General features: G+C 66.9%; 13 protein-coding genes and 1 pseudogene. 9 read left to right on the top strand and 5 right to left on the bottom strand.

The annotated features are described in order from the left end of the window. Window positions 1–77: 77 nt before the first annotated feature. The 5 genes from ACR80Q_RS14155 to ACR80Q_RS14175 all read right to left on the bottom strand — a co-directional run bounded on the left by ACR80Q_RS14155 (window position 78) and on the right by ACR80Q_RS14175 (window position 9484). Window positions 78–1532 (bottom strand): NACHT domain-containing protein, encoded by a 1455-nt coding sequence (locus ACR80Q_RS14155; protein WP_435378283.1) that lies wholly within the window; start codon window positions 1530–1532, stop codon window positions 78–80. Window positions 1533–2802: 1270 nt separating this feature from the next. Further along, window positions 2803–5916, bottom strand: a complete 3114-nt coding sequence (locus ACR80Q_RS14160; protein ID WP_435378284.1) for a type I restriction endonuclease subunit R — start codon at window positions 5914–5916, stop codon at window positions 2803–2805. Then, a complete protein-coding gene (locus ACR80Q_RS14165) occupies window positions 5916–7136 on the bottom strand; it encodes a restriction endonuclease subunit S (RefSeq protein ID WP_435378285.1) in 1221 nt (406 codons plus the stop codon). Before ACR80Q_RS14165 ends, ACR80Q_RS14160 begins: the two co-directional genes overlap by 1 nt. Beyond that, the gene (locus tag ACR80Q_RS14170) at window positions 7133–8878 is read right to left on the bottom strand and encodes a type I restriction-modification system subunit M (protein WP_435378286.1); all 1746 of its coding nucleotides are present in this window, start codon (window positions 8876–8878) and stop codon (window positions 7133–7135) included. Before ACR80Q_RS14170 ends, ACR80Q_RS14165 begins: the two co-directional genes overlap by 4 nt. Window positions 8879–9034: 156 nt before the next feature. Continuing rightward, window positions 9035–9484 carry an NUDIX hydrolase gene (locus tag ACR80Q_RS14175; protein ID WP_435378287.1) on the bottom strand — a complete coding sequence of 150 codons (450 nt, stop codon included), beginning with the start codon at window positions 9482–9484 and terminating at the stop codon, window positions 9035–9037. Window positions 9485–9543: 59 nt separating this feature from the next. Here ACR80Q_RS14175 and ACR80Q_RS14180 point away from each other — a divergent pair, with 59 nt between their 5' ends. From ACR80Q_RS14180 to ACR80Q_RS14220, 9 genes and pseudogenes are all read left to right on the top strand, one after another. After that, window positions 9544–10314 carry a GntR family transcriptional regulator gene (locus ACR80Q_RS14180; RefSeq protein WP_435378288.1) on the top strand — a complete coding sequence of 257 codons (771 nt, stop codon included), beginning with the start codon at window positions 9544–9546 and terminating at the stop codon, window positions 10312–10314. Window positions 10315–10414: 100 nt separating this feature from the next. Beyond that, window positions 10415–10891, top strand: coding sequence for a plasmid replication, integration and excision activator (locus ACR80Q_RS14185; protein ID WP_435378289.1), 477 nt, complete (start codon window positions 10415–10417; stop codon window positions 10889–10891). Window positions 10892–11029: 138 nt separating this feature from the next. Beyond that, window positions 11030–11359, top strand: coding sequence for a hypothetical protein (locus tag ACR80Q_RS14190; RefSeq protein WP_435378290.1), 330 nt, complete (start codon window positions 11030–11032; stop codon window positions 11357–11359). After that, window positions 11352–11609 (top strand): hypothetical protein, encoded by a 258-nt coding sequence (locus tag ACR80Q_RS14195; protein ID WP_435378291.1) that lies wholly within the window; start codon window positions 11352–11354, stop codon window positions 11607–11609. The genes ACR80Q_RS14190 and ACR80Q_RS14195 overlap by 8 nt, the downstream gene beginning before the upstream one ends. After that, window positions 11606–11899 carry a hypothetical protein gene (locus ACR80Q_RS14200; protein WP_435378292.1) on the top strand — a complete coding sequence of 98 codons (294 nt, stop codon included), beginning with the start codon at window positions 11606–11608 and terminating at the stop codon, window positions 11897–11899. Before ACR80Q_RS14195 ends, ACR80Q_RS14200 begins: the two co-directional genes overlap by 4 nt. Further along, window positions 11896–12846 (top strand): annotated as a pseudogene (locus ACR80Q_RS14205) (FtsK/SpoIIIE domain-containing protein); the annotation flags it as partial. The gene ACR80Q_RS14200 and the pseudogene ACR80Q_RS14205, both read left to right, overlap by 4 nt. A 427-nt stretch (window positions 12847–13273) precedes the next feature. Then, window positions 13274–15124, top strand: a complete 1851-nt coding sequence (locus ACR80Q_RS14210) for a replication initiator (RefSeq protein WP_435378293.1) — start codon at window positions 13274–13276, stop codon at window positions 15122–15124. Beyond that, a complete protein-coding gene (locus ACR80Q_RS14215) occupies window positions 15114–15380 on the top strand; it encodes a helix-turn-helix transcriptional regulator (RefSeq protein ID WP_435378295.1) in 267 nt (88 codons plus the stop codon). The genes ACR80Q_RS14210 and ACR80Q_RS14215 overlap by 11 nt, the downstream gene beginning before the upstream one ends. Beyond that, entirely contained in the window at window positions 15373–15576 is a 204-nt protein-coding gene (locus ACR80Q_RS14220; RefSeq protein ID WP_435378296.1) for a helix-turn-helix transcriptional regulator, read from the top strand. Before ACR80Q_RS14215 ends, ACR80Q_RS14220 begins: the two co-directional genes overlap by 8 nt. Window positions 15577–15585 lie beyond the last annotated feature (9 nt).

A 15585-nucleotide genomic window follows, 5' to 3' on the forward strand; every position in this document is an offset into this window, starting at 1 on the left:
ACCACGAAAGATCCGGGCTAGAACGATGCTGAACGCAGAGATTGTGTTTGTCGAGCGTCCAGCAGTGTGATCTGGCACTAGCTCTTGGCGTCTAGCGACGGCATTGACGTATTGGCTTCCTCTGGTGAGTTGGGGTCCTCTCTCATCTCAGCCAGGGGTGGGCCAAAATCAAACTCCCGCAAACCGCGTATTTGCTCCCAGTAGCGCTCCTGCAGAGCGACATGCCGATCGAGGTCAATCAGAGTGATGTGCTCGGAGAAGGACTGCTGCAACTTGACGTCAACCTCGGCAAGGCGTTGGGCGAGTTCAAGCGCCAGCATGTAGGCCCCAGCTTCGAGTACGGTTGTTCTGGTGCTATGAAGGCGGCGGCGATCCTCTAGACTATCGTTGGTTGCGTGATACAAAAAGGCTCTGCCACCGTCGAATCTCGAGCGTAAAGAAATGTGACTGAACTCGCTGAGGGCGCGAAAAAGGGGACCGCCGCGCTTCCAGCCAGCGAGTTCTAACCAACGGGAGCCACCTCCCCGAGGATTCTCGTCCTGTCGGGCGGCGCGTGAAGGCTTAAGGCGATGGGCGCGCGCCCGGCTGGTCTGTTCAAGTACCACTCTCATGGCACTAAGCGAATGGTCTGAGTCTTCCAGCCACAGATTAACTGCTGAACGGAGAGCGCACCCAGCGGCGGTCAAAGCCTCTCTTTCTTTCCCTTCGGACCAAGTCGCTAGCAGCGTAGCAACACTCGAGAAGGCGGAGTATCGAAATAGCGCAGCGAGAAGCTTGCCGGGGTCGTAGTCACCCGCGAGTTCCTCGGCCTCGTTTTCAAAGGCCTTTCTCGCTCGTTGGAAGGCTCGGGCGCGCCGTTCGTAGATGCAGTTGCTCGCACGGAACATGTAAAAAGCATCTGCCTGCCCCAGTTCCTCGAGAGCACTCACTCCAAGCAGTGCTTTGCGGTGTGCCTCCGTCCAGCCCTGCAGCACCTGAGCGTCGTGACGATCTAAAGATAGGAACTCGACAGGAGCAAAGAACGTTTTCGCCAGTGGGTGGCTGGACGTGACGCGACCGCCCAAAGTAAAGTCAAGGATGTCTTCGTCCTGATCGTCTGGCCACTGGGGCCGCGAGTCAAGGAGAGCCGCTATGTTGACCTCGGATTCGCCAGCCAATCGCTTGAGGCAGCCCATTATGTGGGCCTGTACACTTGAGAGCACCTCCGTGACAAGGAGTACCATCTGATCGTATTCTTGCTCACCATATTGTGCCTTGCCCGTCCCCCAGGCCGCCAAGGCCTCATGTTGAAAGGCCGCGACAAGGGGACCTCGAGCATGAATCAACTCAGACAACTCTGCCCAAAGGCGCCCCATCTCTGGCGTGAGGTAGTCGCTCCATACGCGTGCAATGAATTCCTGATCGTCTTCACTTGCAGTCCGGACTAGGTTACGAGCCTCAGCAATGTTTACGGTCCATCGTTCAATCTGAGCTCGGGTAATAACAACAGCCGACAGGCTGCGGCCGGCCTTGAGGCAGCGGATGGCTTCCACCGTCTGATCTTGGCTCCACAGGAGGTGACTCGACCAATCGGACGGACCGAGGATGTTGTTGTTCGTGCTCCAGGTTGCACCGCAACGGTGTGCCACATAATCCAAGCGTGGAAGTGGCATTAATAGCGCGGAAGCCTTGCCTGGTAGACCATAGTGTGTCCCGAACGCCTCCTGTTTTGTGGACATGGATGTAGTCATCGCATGCCAGAGTTCCTCGTCAAGCTCTCGCTGGAGTGCAACCAGTTCGTCGGCCGTGCGAGGCCTACTTCCCACTGACCTCATCAGGCGCTGAAGCCGCCGTCGACCCTTCCGGTCACCCTGGGCGCGGCGAACCCGCACCAGAACTTCCGCGTACGGATCGGTTTTAGACTGAACCACGACGGCACAGTAGCGGCTTGGCTCCTCAGCCTGGCTTCGGGCCATCCGTCATGCGCAGTCAGGCGGGCGGCGCGAACGGCGCTTGCGCCGCACGCGCAAGCCGCCCGCCGTCGCGCCGCGCGAAGCGCGGCGTCTTGATTCTATAGAGGCGTATTCGGCAGCTTGACGGCCACGGGCACTGTCATGGGGCGATGCGGGGGCACAGGAGACAGCCGATCCAGAAGCGGTTGCCATCCACGAGCGGTGCCGTTGCCGAAGCGGGCGATCACGAGGCCTGGCGTGCTCCGCATGATGCGCTCGGCGTAATATCTGAAGCGACGTCGTCGACAGGCAGATCGCGGACGTCACTCGCCGGGCTTGACGCTGCGGCTCTATGTACGCCGAGGATCAGGCACGCTCGGCCCTCGAGTTCTCCACGACAACCGGTTACGATGTCCCATCGGGTGGCTTGGGAACGTCGAGTCCGCTTGAGGAACCGTCTTGCGGCGGCTGCCCCTCATTCACTTCTCCAATGAGGTCCCGGAGTCCTTCTCGGGCGCTGTGGGCCGCTTCTTCTTGCCGAGCTCGGCGGGCTGAAATGCTCTTTCTGGCAGCGAAAAGCCCCGCTCCTGCCGCGGTCGCAATGAGCACCCCAGCAGCGAATGCTCGCGGGGTGGCTCTCGCCGTTGCTGCTGTTTCAATACTTTCGATGAGTTTCTCGACACCGCCAGCGGCGTTCGCCCGCACTACGATATCTTGGTAGGCGCCCAAGTTTCCCACTCTGCCACTCTCCTTAAAGGCGCAAGCGCCAATCTGCGGTCAATACTGATTTTGCGGCGGGCGTTCCGTGCGGACTCTGTCGACAGGCGTGCCGTGCTGATGTCAGGGCCAGAGCCAGCACGAGCGCGGCGTCCTAGGTCACATCTACGGTCGCCCACTCGTAGAACATCCGCGAGATGTCATGCAGCAGCCGGTCTACTTCCACGCCGTCACCGAAGAAGTAGTCAGCGCGCTCGTTGTGCGCGCCCTGGTTGTCGGCCACCGCACCTAGAACCGAGTCGCGCAGGTCAGGGCTCTCGGCGAACTGCTTCGGCGTGTTCGCCTTCGCCTGCTGGCGCAGGGCATCGTCGGCGAGGAGTGTGCGCAGTAGCGCCTCGACGAAGGAGGTGTTGTTGCCCTCGGACAGGCCTTCCTCACCAAAAAGGCCGTTAAGCCGGTCGATGACCGCCCGCATCGCGACAAGCTTCGGGTCCTTCGCTATGCCGCTGCCGGCGGCGGTGACGCCCTTGAGCCCGATCTCGTCCTGGCCGAGGGACAGGTCCCGCTGCCCCTTGTCGACCGCCTTCACCGAGGTGAGGACGAGCCCGGTTAGGTCGATCGGGGCCGTGTAGCTGCTCCCGCGGATGACGCGCTCGAGCAGGCGCAGGTAGATCGCGCGCTTTGCGAGCTGACCGTCGCCGTAGTCGACGATCTGGCTGAGGAAGTCGTAGACGCGGACGAACGAGCCGACGTCCTTGCGGAACATGTCGAGCGCGTCTTGCGCGGCACGATCCTCGTCGGCGATGGCGGACGTCATCCGCTCGGCGAAGCGACGCTTGGCGGGAGCGACCCCGGCCGTGAGGGCACTATTTCCCTTTTCGTGGACCCACGCATGGGCGACCCGGTCGACCTCTTCGTCGGTGAAGATGCCGGCCTGGTCGAGCTTGCGGCTGACGTCGTAGACCTGGTTGGGGTCGGTGGAGGTCTCGAGGAACGCGGTGGTGAAGTACGGCTCGAACGTCTTGCGGATCTCCTCGGGCTCGTTGACGAAGTCGAGGACGAACACGTCGTTTTTCGTCTTCACGAGGCCCGAGGGGCGGCGGTGGGTGCGGTTAAGCCGGGACAGGGTCTGCACGGCAGTGACCCCTGAGAGCTGCCGGTCCACGTACATCGCACAGAGCAGCTGCTCGTCGAAGCCGGTCTGGAACTTGTTCGCGACGATCATCACCCTGTACGCGTCCGTGTGGAACGTGCCGGCGAGGTCGTACACGCCCGGGTTGAGGTTCGACTCCGTGTACGGAGACTCGACACCGGCGAGGCCGGCGCCAACGAACGACACCTCGTCGTCGTCCACGGATCCGGAGAAAGCGACGAGGGTTCGGTAGTCGTAGGTGGCGTCCTGGGCGACTCGCTGGGCGATGTAGCGGTCGATGGCCGCCTTGTACCGGACAGCGGACTTGCGGGAATCGGCGACGACCATCGCCTTGGCGTGGCCCTCGAGCCGGTCGGCAACCTGGTCGTGGAAGTGGTCGACGATGACGGCAGCCTTCTGGGCGATGGTCTGCGGGTTGGCCCGTACCCACCGCATCACCTGCTTGGTCGCCTCGCCCTGGTCGACCTCCGCGCTGCTCGCGGCGCCCTTCACCTTCTCGGCGATCTCGAACGCCGTCCGGTAGGAGTGGTAGCCGGCGAGCACGTCGAGGATGTACTCCTCCTCAATCGCCTGCCGCATTGAGTACACGTGGAACGGCACCGGCTTAGAGTCCGGGTTGTGGAGGTCTGGCTGTCGGCCGAACATGTCGAGGGTCTTGCCCTTGGGCGTGGCCGTGAAGGCGAAGTAGGAGATGTTTTCGCTCGCAGCGACCTCGCTGGCCTCTGCGGCCAGCAACGCCTCCACGTCGATCTCTCCGCCGTCCTCCAGGGCCGTGACCTCGTCCTTGGTGAGAACGGCCCGCAGCTTTGAGGCGACCTGCCCGGACTGCGACGAGTGCGCCTCGTCGGCGATGACAGCGAACGTCTTGCTCTTGAGCCCGGCGTTGGCGCGGATCTCTGCCATCGCGAACGGAAACGTCTGGATCGTCACCACGATGATCCGCTTGCCGTCCATCAGGTGCCTTGCCAGAAGCCCGGACTTCGACCCACCCGCGCGACGGGCAGCGTCGGCGTCGATGGTCGCTACAAACCCCGTCCCTCGGTCGATCTGACGGATCGCCGCCTGCAACTGGGAGTCGAGGACGTTGCGGTCGGTGACGACGATGACGGAGTCGAACACCGGCTCGTCGTCCACCTGCAGACGCGCGAGGCGGTGCGCGGTCCACGAGATCGAGTTCGTCTTCCCCGACCCGGCCGAGTGCTGGATCAGGTACCGGTGCCCCGGCCCCTCGGCCGCGGCGGCCTCGATCAGCTTCGTGACGGCCTCCCACTGGTGGTAGCGGGGGAAAATGATCTTCTCGCCGTCGACGAGGACGAAGCGGTGGAGAATGTCTAGCCACGCCTCCCGCTGCAGGACTCGATCCCAAAGGTACGAGGTCGCCGACCCCGCGGGGTTCGCCGGGTTGCCCGAGGCGCCGTCGGAGTGTCCCGTATTGAACGGCAGGAACCACGTGTCCTCGCCTTGCAGACGCGTGGTCATCCACACCTCGTCGTTCGACATCGCGAAGTGCACGACCGCCCGGTTGCCGAACCCGAGCAGCGGCTGCACCCGTCCGGTGCCTTTGTCCTTCGGGCGACGGTCGGTCCGGTACTGCGCGATCGCGTCACCGACGGACTGCGTGAAGTCCGTCTTCAGCTCCGCCGTCGCTACGGGGATGCCGTTGACGAAGAACACCAGGTCGATCGACCGGTTGTCGGCGGTCGAGAAGTGCACCTGCCGCATCACCCGCAACCGCACCGCCTCATGGCGCTCCACGGTCGTCGGGTTCTTCGTCGACTCCGGTCTCGGCTCACTCATAACGAACTTGGCTGGCGTTGAGGTGAAGCCGTTCCGGAGCACGCTAATCACGCCGCCGCCGTTCGCCAGGGGCATGTCGAGCACCTTCACCAGCCGGTTCAGCACCAACCGCTGCTGCTGCGCCTCCTGCGGACCCCCGACCGTAACCGCCTTCGCGTACTGCTCCGGCTGCGTCTCCGCCAACCACCCGAACACATCCGCCGGGTACAGGGCCAGCTCACGGTCATAGCCGGCGTCGCCGGGCGAGTACAGCCAGCCGTGCGCTTCCAGGTGTGCGCACAGTTCGTCCTCGAACGCCCGCTCGTGATGCCCCGCCACTACGCCGCCTTCCCCCGCACATCGATTTGCCCCGTTACCGCCGCCGTTATGAGTGCGTCCCGGCGTTCCCGGGAGAGTTTGATGAGCCGCTCCGCCTCGACAGCGAGTAAGTCGATTCTGAGAATCTGCTCGTCTAGGTGGGAGACGATTGCGTGCTGCTGATCAAGGGTGGGGAGGGGAATCGGCAGGCTACGAATCGCGCTTACGTTGATGCGGCGGAAAGTGCTCCCTATCATCGCCGCCTCGATTTCGTGGCGAACCTCCGCCGCCATCAACGCGTAGCGCAGGAACTGCCCATCGACATCTACCTTGCGGCGGATGAGCACGGTTTCCTGTCCCAAGGCAAATTCGGGCGTCCCCGGAGCGACCGCGGAGACGAGCCCTACGGACACGTTGCGAACGAAAAGAAGATCGCCAACTCTCGGGCGTCGACCCGCTGCTCTCAAGTGATCGAAAAATTCATGTGTCGTGAATTTGCTGTTCGACAGATCAACCACTGCGCCCTGACATTCGCCGATGCTTGCGACAGGGTAGCGGTTGTCATCTTCAACGAAGGGCGCCGTCACATGTGCGCAATCAACTACGTCTGCGACACGTCGAAGCACTGTACGTTGGTTTGTAGACCCAAGGGCGGCATTAGAGATAAGGGCACCACGGCGCTCGTTTAGGAGCTGTATCAGGCGCTGTTGCTCTTCGATAAGCGTGTCGATGCGCGCCGTCTCTCGGTCGAGGTAGTCGGCGACCACCACTTGCCGTGGGAGAGGAGGAGCTGGGACGCGAAGCGCCGCGACTTTATCAGCCGTGAAGTGAGGAATGGTCGCCGTAAAGCATGCAGCCTCGATCTCTCCTCTGCCAAGAGCCGATTGGAGGGCGTAGTCAAGGAAGCGCCCCGAGGTGCGGTGTGGAGAAGGTCGAAAACGAACAATCGAGTTCTGAAATCCCCATCCAGGGAGTGGGCGCCGCACAACGGCCGACCGTCCGTAACCCGCACCACCCTCCACAACGACGACATCCTCTGCGCGAAGGTCCAGTCGTCGCATCTCCTCCTGCGCGAACCACATCTCCTTCGGCTCCAGGTCGACAAGACGTCCATCGGGCTGCACGTGCGCTGCTCGGAGGTAGGGTGCGGCGACGTCCGCGGCCGTTCGAGGCTCCGGTTGGATCATTTTCCCCAAGGTTACAGTCCCCAGTTGCTTGAGCATCATTTGCGGGAAGGTCATCCCTCCACCTCGCGCAGCAGCTCAAGGATCTTGGCGACCTGCTTCTCGAGGTCGGCGTCAATCTCGGCGAGTGGCCTGGGTGGGACGTACTTATAGAAGTGGCGAGTGAAGGGGATCTCGTAGCCGATCTTGACCTTGGTCCAGTCGACCCAGGCATCGGGCACGTGGGGGGTGACCTCGGCGGCCATATAGGAGGTGACGACCTCGCGCATGCCGTCGGCGCCGCCGGTGGAGCCGCCGTAGGTGAAGGGAACGTTCTCAGTGTCGCGGTTCTTGCTGTCGGGCTTGGGCTCGCCCTTGCGGTCGCGGACGACCTCACCGGTCTCGTCGAGCAGGGGGCGCTCGACGGTGACGGTCCAGTACCCGAACTCGTCGGCGGTCAGGACCTTGGAGTAGTCGGTGTCGGCGACCTCGAAGCCGTCGTACAGCTTGAGGATGCGGTCACGGGCGGCGGCGTCGATCTCCCGGGACTTGTTGCCGAGGTTCTTGCGGAGCTTGGTCCAGAACGAGGTGGCGTCGATGAGCTGGACCTTGCCGCGCCGCTCCGGGCGCTTGGTGTTGTCGAGGACCCAGATGTAGGTGGCGATGCCGGTGTTGAAGAACATGTTCGTCGGCAGGCCGACGATGGCGTCGACGAGGTCGTTCTCCAGCAGCCAGCGGCGGATCTCCGAGGGACCGGACCCAGCGCCGCCGTTGAACAGCGGTGAGCCGTTGAGGACGATGCCGGCGCGCCCGCCGCCCTCGTGCTCGGGGCGCATCTTGTGGGCGAGGTGGGTGAGGAACAGCATCTGCCCGTCGGAGACCGCCGGCAGACCGTGCCCGAACCTGCCAGTGGCACCGTCGCGGGTGCGTTCGGTCTTGACGAGTTTCTCCGAGGCCTTCCAGTCCACGCCGTAGGGCGGGTTGGACATGCAGAAGTCGAAGGTGCGCCCGGTGAACAGGTCCTCGGCGAGGGTGTCGCCGAGGCGGATGTTGGACGCGTCCTGCCCCTTGGCGATCATGTCAGACTTGCAGATCGCGTAGGACTGGTCGTTGATCTCCTGGCCGTACAGGCGCAGACGGGCGTCGGGGTTGCGGTCCAGCAGGCGCTCTTCTGCCACCGAGAGCATTCCGCCCGTGCCCGCGGTCGGGTCGTAGATCGACCGCACGGTGCCGGGCTCGAGCAGGCCCTCCTGCTCCTCGGCGAACAGCAGGTCGACCATCAGCCGGATTGCGTCGCGGGGGGTGTAGTGCTCACCGGCCTCTTCGTTCGAGGCTTCCGCGAACTTGCGGATGAGCTCCTCGAACAGGTCGCCCATGTCGGCGTTGGAGATGGTGTCTGGGTGCAGGTCGACCTCGGCGAACCTGGACACGACGAGATATAGACGGTTCTTCTCTGCCAGCGTGCCGATTTCGTTCTCGAACTTGAACCGCTCGAACACGTCGATGTCGGCGGAGAACTTCGTGAGGTAGTCGACGAGGTTTGCCTGCAGCCCGTCAGGGTCCGCGAGCAGCCCCGCGAAGTCGTACTGGCTTGTGTTCCAGAAGGCGAGGCCGGTGGCGCGCTTGATCTGCACCCGTAGGTTGCCGGGGTTGTCGTACTTGCCGGCCAGGTCGCGGACGACGCCTCGGTGGGGTTCGAGGATGCAGTCCAGACGCCGCAGGATCGTCATGGGCAGGATGACGTTGCCGTACTGGTGCGGCTTGTAGACGCCGCGAAGCTGGTCCGCGATCGACCAGACGAAGTTGCCGAGTGTGCTCACCGCGTTGCCTGTCCCCGCCCCGTGCTCGTCATCGTCGCTGGTCGCGGTCAGTCTGCCGCAGCGGTGAGGACGGTGTGGACGGGTTGAGACATTGAGCTCCCGGCCGCCACCGGTCCGAGAGTCGCAAGGTGTCCACCACCGCGTACGGGACTCTCGTCAGGGCGTCGTGCGTCGTGAGCTACAGCAGACGCGTCCCGTCATGCGCTCGAACCTGTGCGGTGTGGGGCTGAACGCGTCGAGGATCCTGGCGGCGTACGCGGGTTCCATGAGAGCGGCGGCGTCCTCCGCTGGCAGCCAGCGCAACTGCTGCGTCTCTTGGTCGGTCGGGGAAGCGCTGCGGCTATGCGGCGTGCAGCGAAACACGATGTTGACGATGCCCCTGGTCATGTTTTTGTACGCGCCGGTCAACGGGCCGACCTTCACGTCGACGCCCGTCTCCTCGAGGACCTCCCGTCTGACGCCCGCCTCGAGGGTCTCGTCCAACTCCAGGACGCCTCCCGGCGGCTCCCATTTGCCGTTGTCTCGCCGCTGAATGACTAGCACACGCCCTTGGTCGTCAACGACGACGCCGGCGACGCTGACGGAGTGCTTCGGGGTGTCGGTCACGGTGGTACCTCCTGTGTGCCAGGCTACCCAGAGGACTAGACAAGTTGTGGAGGTTGTCGGTGGCGTTGCGGGCGGTGGACGATGCCGCGCCCGAACCTGGCTTCCTTCAGATCGCTGGGCAGCTCCGGCAGGAGATCCGATCGGGCGCCTACCCGCCCGGCAGCAAATTGCCGTCCGAGACCGAGCTGACTCGGACGTTCGGCGTGGCGCGCATGACCGTCCGCGGCGGCATCGCAGAGCTGCGCAGCGAGGGCCTGGTCGTGTCCGAGCAGGGCAGGGGAGTGTTCGTCCGGGCTCGACCGCCTGTGCGCAGGCTCGCCGCCGATCGGTTCGCCCGTCGACACCGCGATGCCGGCCGAGACGCGTTCCTGGCTGAGGCCGACCAGGTCGGTTCCACTCCCGCGGTCGATGAGGTGGTCGTCGACACGGCCAGTGCACCCGAGCGCGTTGCGTCCCTGCTGGAGGTCGGGGGAGACGTTGTTCGGCGGTCCCGGCGATACCTGCTGGACGGCCGGCCGGTCGAGACTGCCGTGTCCTACATCCCTCTCGACCTGGCGCAGGGCACCAAGATCGCCGACCCGGACACCGGGCCTGGTGGCATCTATGCCCGCCTTGAGGAACTGGGCCACCAGCTCGACCATTTCACGGAGGAGGTCGGCGCCCGCATGCCGACCCCGGGGGAGCGGGAGCGGCTGCAGCTCACCGCCGGCGTCCCGGTCATCACGCTGCTGCGCACCGCCTACGACACGACCGGCCGCGCCGTCGAGGTCTGCGACACCGTGAAGTCGGCGCAGAGCTACGTGCTCGAGTACCGCGTCGACGCCACCTGACCGACGTCGTCCACAAGCCAACTCGATCTCTTTACACGACTTGTCTAGACGGGTGTCCCGTCATCGTCATACCCGTCTAGACAAGTGAGAGGAGCGGGTCATGGCGATGCCAAGCGGTATCCCGATCGATCACGGCACGGCGTTCCCCAACGGAGCGTTCGTGATCGGTGAGGTCACCCCGGTCGAGGACTACGACGCGGTCAAGGCCGCCCGGGAGTCCGGCCGTCCGGGGGACGTGCAGAGCAGGGACAAGAACACCGGCAAGCGGATGTGGGCGGTGCGCGTCGTCGACGCCGACGACCTCGTTCGCAAGGGCCAGGCCGAGGTGACCGTCAAGGTCATCGCCGACGTCCAGCCCGTACCGCCCGAGCAGGCCCCTGGCGTGCCGTTCCGGCCCGTCTACTTCGAGGGCCTCACCGCCACCGCGTGGGTCGACACCAACCGCGCCCGGCCTCGTCTCGCCTGGTCATTCAAGGCCACCAGCATGCGCGCCCCGGCTCGCAGCGAGACCCCCACCCCGGGCCAGCGGCCCAGCACCACGCCCAGCACGGGCACCGGCGGCGACAAGGCCGCCTGACGAACCCTGCACCAGGGACGTCCGCGCACCCCCGGTGCCCGTCGTTGAGCCGAGGCCACGACGGGCACCGGATCCCACCCCTACCGCGCACGCGCGTCACCGACAGGCAACGCCGCCCCAGGCGGCACAGGTGAAGGAGTGGACCATGACCGACAGCCTCAGCGGCTACACCCCGTCAACGTCAGCCGCCTGACCAACAACGACGATCACCCTTGGCGCGGCACCCGTGAAGCCGCCGAGTGGGCCCGTGCGCTCAGCTGCAGCACCGACGACTTGCCCGACGAGCTGCTCCGGGTCTGGAAGCGGATCGACTGGCTCGGCAACGAGGTGTGGGCTTCCCACGCCCTCATGCTCGACGTGCCCGATGACTCGATCCCGCGAACCCTGAGCGCCGCCGCCGCGCAGCTGTCCGACCCGCTGCTATCGGTCGAGGCCGTCATGCGCCGCGCCGGAGCCCACCTTGGCTGACATCGACCGTGTCCTGTCCTGGGCCGTGGACAGCACCGGCACCGGCACCGCCGAAGCGGCCCACCACGAGACCCGACGCATGCTTACGCTGACCCGCAGCCTCGTCGAGGACTTCAAGGGCTGCTCCCGCAAGATGCTCGACTATCCCGACGCCGACGTCCGCTCCTCCGCCCGCCGTGTCGCCGCCGCCCTCGCCGACTGCAAGGACGCCCTCTACGAGGCCCTCCGCGACATCGAGCGCCACACATGACCGGCGACCAGCACGAGACCCCGCAGCCGGCGACCAGCGAGCATGAGGCCTACGTGCAGCACTGGCTCGACGCCCTCGGCTGTCGCACCCGCGAGCAGGCCAACGCCACTCTGGCCCGCCTCATCGGCCAGACCGACCAGTGGCGCTGGGACCTGCTCGAGCTGTCCAAGCAGGTCGCCGGCGCCCCCGAGCACGGCCTCGCCGACCACGCCCGGAAGGTCGCCACCGAGTGCGACGCCCTCTACTGGCACCTCACCATCGCCAGCGCCGCCCTGAGGAACGGCTCATGAGCGCCGCCCTGGTCGACGCCGCCACCTGGGCTGGTGTCGTCTTGCTCGTGCTGGTGGGGACGCTGCTGCTGTGGGCCGTCGTCCACCGCCGGTCGTTCCGCGCCGGACCGGGCCGGCTGCTCGGATCCGCGTGGGCGCACCACGTCGTCTACGGACCCCACTGGCCCGCCCTCGCTCGACGCCACGGGCTCGCCGCCTCCGACCGCGTCGACGACCGTAGGCCCCACCGCGACAACCGGTCCGGCTCGCGACCCGCAGCACCACGGGTCGAGCTCTTCCGCCTGCGGTCCGTCCGACGGGAAGCCGGCCGCGACCGGCTACGCCTGGCCCTGCCCAGCGGCATCACCCCCGACGACGTCCGCGACACCAGCGACTCCCTCGCCCACGCCCTGCGCGCCCGCAGCTGCACCGTCCGCACCGACCGCCCCGGACAGGTCTGGCTCGACGTCCGCCGCCGCGACCACCTCACGACCACCGTCCCCAGCCGCCTCCCCGGCGAACTGACCACCGACCAGGCTCGGCAGCTCCTCGACGGCGTCGTGGTCGGCCGCGACGAAGACGGCCACCCCTGGCGCACCCCCGTCCGAGGCAGCCACACCCTCATCGCCGGCACCACCGGCTCCGGCAAGAGCAGCCTCCTCTGGTCCCTCGTCTGCGGACTCCTCCCCGCCGTCGACGCACGCCTGCTCCACCTGACCTGGCTCGACCCCAAGGGCGGCATGGAAGCCGACGCCGCCCGCCCAGTCGCCGACGTCGTCGACCGCGTCGATGAGATGGCCGACCACCTCGAGAACCTCGTCACCGACCTCGACGCCCGCGCCACCCAGCTCGCCGGCACCGCCCGCACCCACCACGCCACTTCGGCGAGCCCGCACCACCTCATCATCATCGACGAGCTCGCCACCATCACCGCCCTCGCCGACGCCAAGACCGCCCGCCGCGTCGAAGCCGCCCTCGGCGCCCTGCTCTCCCGCGGCCGCGCCGTCGGCTTCACTGTTATTACCACCACCGTCGACCCCGGCAAGGACGTCGTCCGTTGGCGCGGCCTTCACGCCACCCGCGTCGCGTTCCGACTCGACGAACCCATCCAGGTCGACATGGTCCTCGGCGACGGCGCCCGCCAACGCGGAGCCCGCTGCGACGAGATCAGCCTCACCCAGGCCGGCGTCGCCTACGTCCGCATCGACGGCCACCCCGACCCGGTCCGCGTCCGCGCCGCTTACCTCGACGACGACACCATCCGCGACCGCATCACCGCCTCCGCCGACAGGGCAGCCGCCGCCTTCACGGCTGGGGTCCCAGCCGCAGAGGCGCAGACGGCCGTCGAGCCCGCCGACGTGACGGAGGGCACGGTCGCCGACGGAAGGTCCTGCGATGAGCACCGCGTCGACCGACCGGGTGCCCGTCGTCACCCCCGGCTCCGGCACCCGTGCCGACCGGATGAGCCAGCCTGCCGCCGCCGAGCTGCTCCGCGACGGCGCCGCCAGCAACGGCGTCTGCATCCGACCCGTCACCCTCAAGGTCCTCGACGAGACCACCGGCCGCACCGACTACGTCGACGTCCCGTGCGGCTCCACCCGCGAAGCCGTCTGCCGGGCCTGCGCCGCCAAGGCAAAGGCGCTGCGCATCACCCAGTGCCGCGAAGGCTGGCACCGCGACACCGAACCCTGGGACGAACGCGACCCCGAACCCGTCGAGTGCGACCTCGTCCTCGTCCGCGCCGACGTCACCGCCGAACGCGACCGCAGCTCCGCCACCGGCGACGACCTCGAGGCCGACGCCGCCATGGCCGCCCTGGACGCCGTCGACGCCGATCTCGCCGCCGGGGGAGTACGCGGCCACCTCGAACCCGCCGCCGCTCGCCGCCGGGCCCGATCGACCCGACGTCGTGACGAAGCCCCGGACCTGCCGCGCAAGGCCTCGAACGGTTCCACCCTCGGGCGCACGTTCATCGCCCAGGGCGACCGCGTCTACCGGCCAAGCATGTTCGTCACCGTCACCCTGCCGTCCTACGGCCCCGTCCACGCCGACGGCACCCCGCGCAGGCCCGGCACGTACGACTACGCCGCGCAGGCCCGGGACAACCTCGCGTTTTCCCGGCTGCTCGACCGGCTCGTGCAGAACCTCCGCCGCGTCGCCGGCTACGACATCCAGTACTTCGCCGCCATCGAGCCCCAGCGCCGCGGCGCCCTCCACGCCCATTTCGCCATCCGCGGCACCCTGCCCCGCGCCCTGCTCCGCCAGGTCATCGACGCCACCTACCACCAGGTCTGGTGGCCACCCACCGACACCATCACCCACGACGACCAACACCCACCCGTCTGGGTCCCCGACGACCCCGACGCCACCGACGGCGACCCCAGCCACCGCGACGGCCACTACGTCGACGCCGACACCGGCGAGCAGCTGCCCACCTGGGGCGAGGCCGTCGACGCCGTCACCGAACCCCTATACGTCACCCGCTTCGGCAGCGTCGCCGACATGCGCGGCATCCTCACCGGCACCCCCGAGGCCGACCGCCGCATCGGCTACCTCTGCAAGCACCTCACCAAGAGCATCGACGCCGCCATGGACCACCCCACCAGCGACCCCGCCGACAGCGGTGAGGCCGCGTCGCCGGCCGCTGCTCGCCGCGCTGCCCACGTTGACCGCCTGGTCGAGGCCCTTCGGTACGAGCCGTGCTCACCGACCTGTGCGAACTGGCTCCGCTACGGCGTCCAGCCTCGCAGCGCCCGACCTCGGATGCGCGCAGGCGCCTGCCGCTCCAAGGCCCACAGCCGCACCCACCTCGGCCACGCCGGCCGCCGCGTCCTCGTCTCCCGCCGGTGGAGCGGAAAGACCCTCACCGACCACCGCTCCGACCGCGCTGCCTTCGTCCGCGCCGTTCTCCTCGACGCCGCCGACCGCGAGGCCGAGGACCAGGTGGCCGCCAGCCGACGAAGGCTGGTGGAAGAGCCCGACAAACAGCCGCAGACCGGGGATACCGTTCCCGGGACTGCCCGACCGGACCGTCCGCCCGGCTGGTCCGTCAGGCCTCCCGACCGGCTATACCACGACGGTCAGCCCCGCCGACTGGTCTGGCAGCTCGCCAAGCGGACCGACCCCGTCCCGCCGCTGGCCACCCGCCTGCTCCACGCCGTCGCCAACCGCGACCTGTGGCGACGCCAGTACGACGAAGCCATGGCCCGAGCCCAGCTCACCAAGGAGGACCGCGATGTCGCCTGACCACCAGCCGGCGCCGCGGCTCTGGTCCACTCAGGACCTGGCCGACTACCTCGGCATCGCGGTCCAGACCATCCACGCCATGCGCCGCCGCGGCGAAGGCCCACCCACCTACCGCGTCGGCAAGGTCCTGCGGTTTGACCCCGATGAGGTGCGGGGCTGGCTGCACCGCGACGCACTCGAGCAACCGCCGACCCCCGAGCAGACGCCGGATGTCGCCGAGCTCGCGCTCCACCGAGAGGAGAACCACCGTGCGTGAGGCCATCATTCACAGTTCATCCCGGTCCATCGGGGCCGAGCCGCTGTGGCGCATCGGCGACGGCGCCACCTTCCTCGGCGTCCCCGTGGCCACGCTCTACCAGTGGCGACGTCTCGGCACCGGCCCTCCCGCGTACCGGCTCGGCAAGCACCTGCGTTACCGCCGGCTCGAGGTCGAGGCCTGGCTCGCCCAGTAAGGAGGCTGA

The organism is Aquipuribacter aurantiacus, assembly GCF_051216895.1.
GTDB lineage: Bacteria > Actinomycetota > Actinomycetes > Actinomycetales > JBBAYJ01 > Aquipuribacter.

Excerpts from the sequence above, each read along its gene's own strand:
- ACR80Q_RS14215 (WP_435378295.1), top strand. The coding sequence starts at position 15,114 with ATGTCGCCTGACCACCAGCCGGCGCCGCGGCTCTGGTCCACTCAGGAC.
- ACR80Q_RS14185 (WP_435378289.1), top strand. The coding sequence starts at position 10,415 with ATGGCGATGCCAAGCGGTATCCCGATCGATCACGGCACGGCGTTCCCC.
- ACR80Q_RS14165 (WP_435378285.1), bottom strand. The coding sequence starts at position 7,136 with ATGACCTTCCCGCAAATGATGCTCAAGCAACTGGGGACTGTAACCTTG.
- ACR80Q_RS14210 (WP_435378293.1), top strand. The coding sequence starts at position 13,274 with ATGAGCACCGCGTCGACCGACCGGGTGCCCGTCGTCACCCCCGGCTCC.
- ACR80Q_RS14200 (WP_435378292.1), top strand. The coding sequence starts at position 11,606 with ATGACCGGCGACCAGCACGAGACCCCGCAGCCGGCGACCAGCGAGCAT.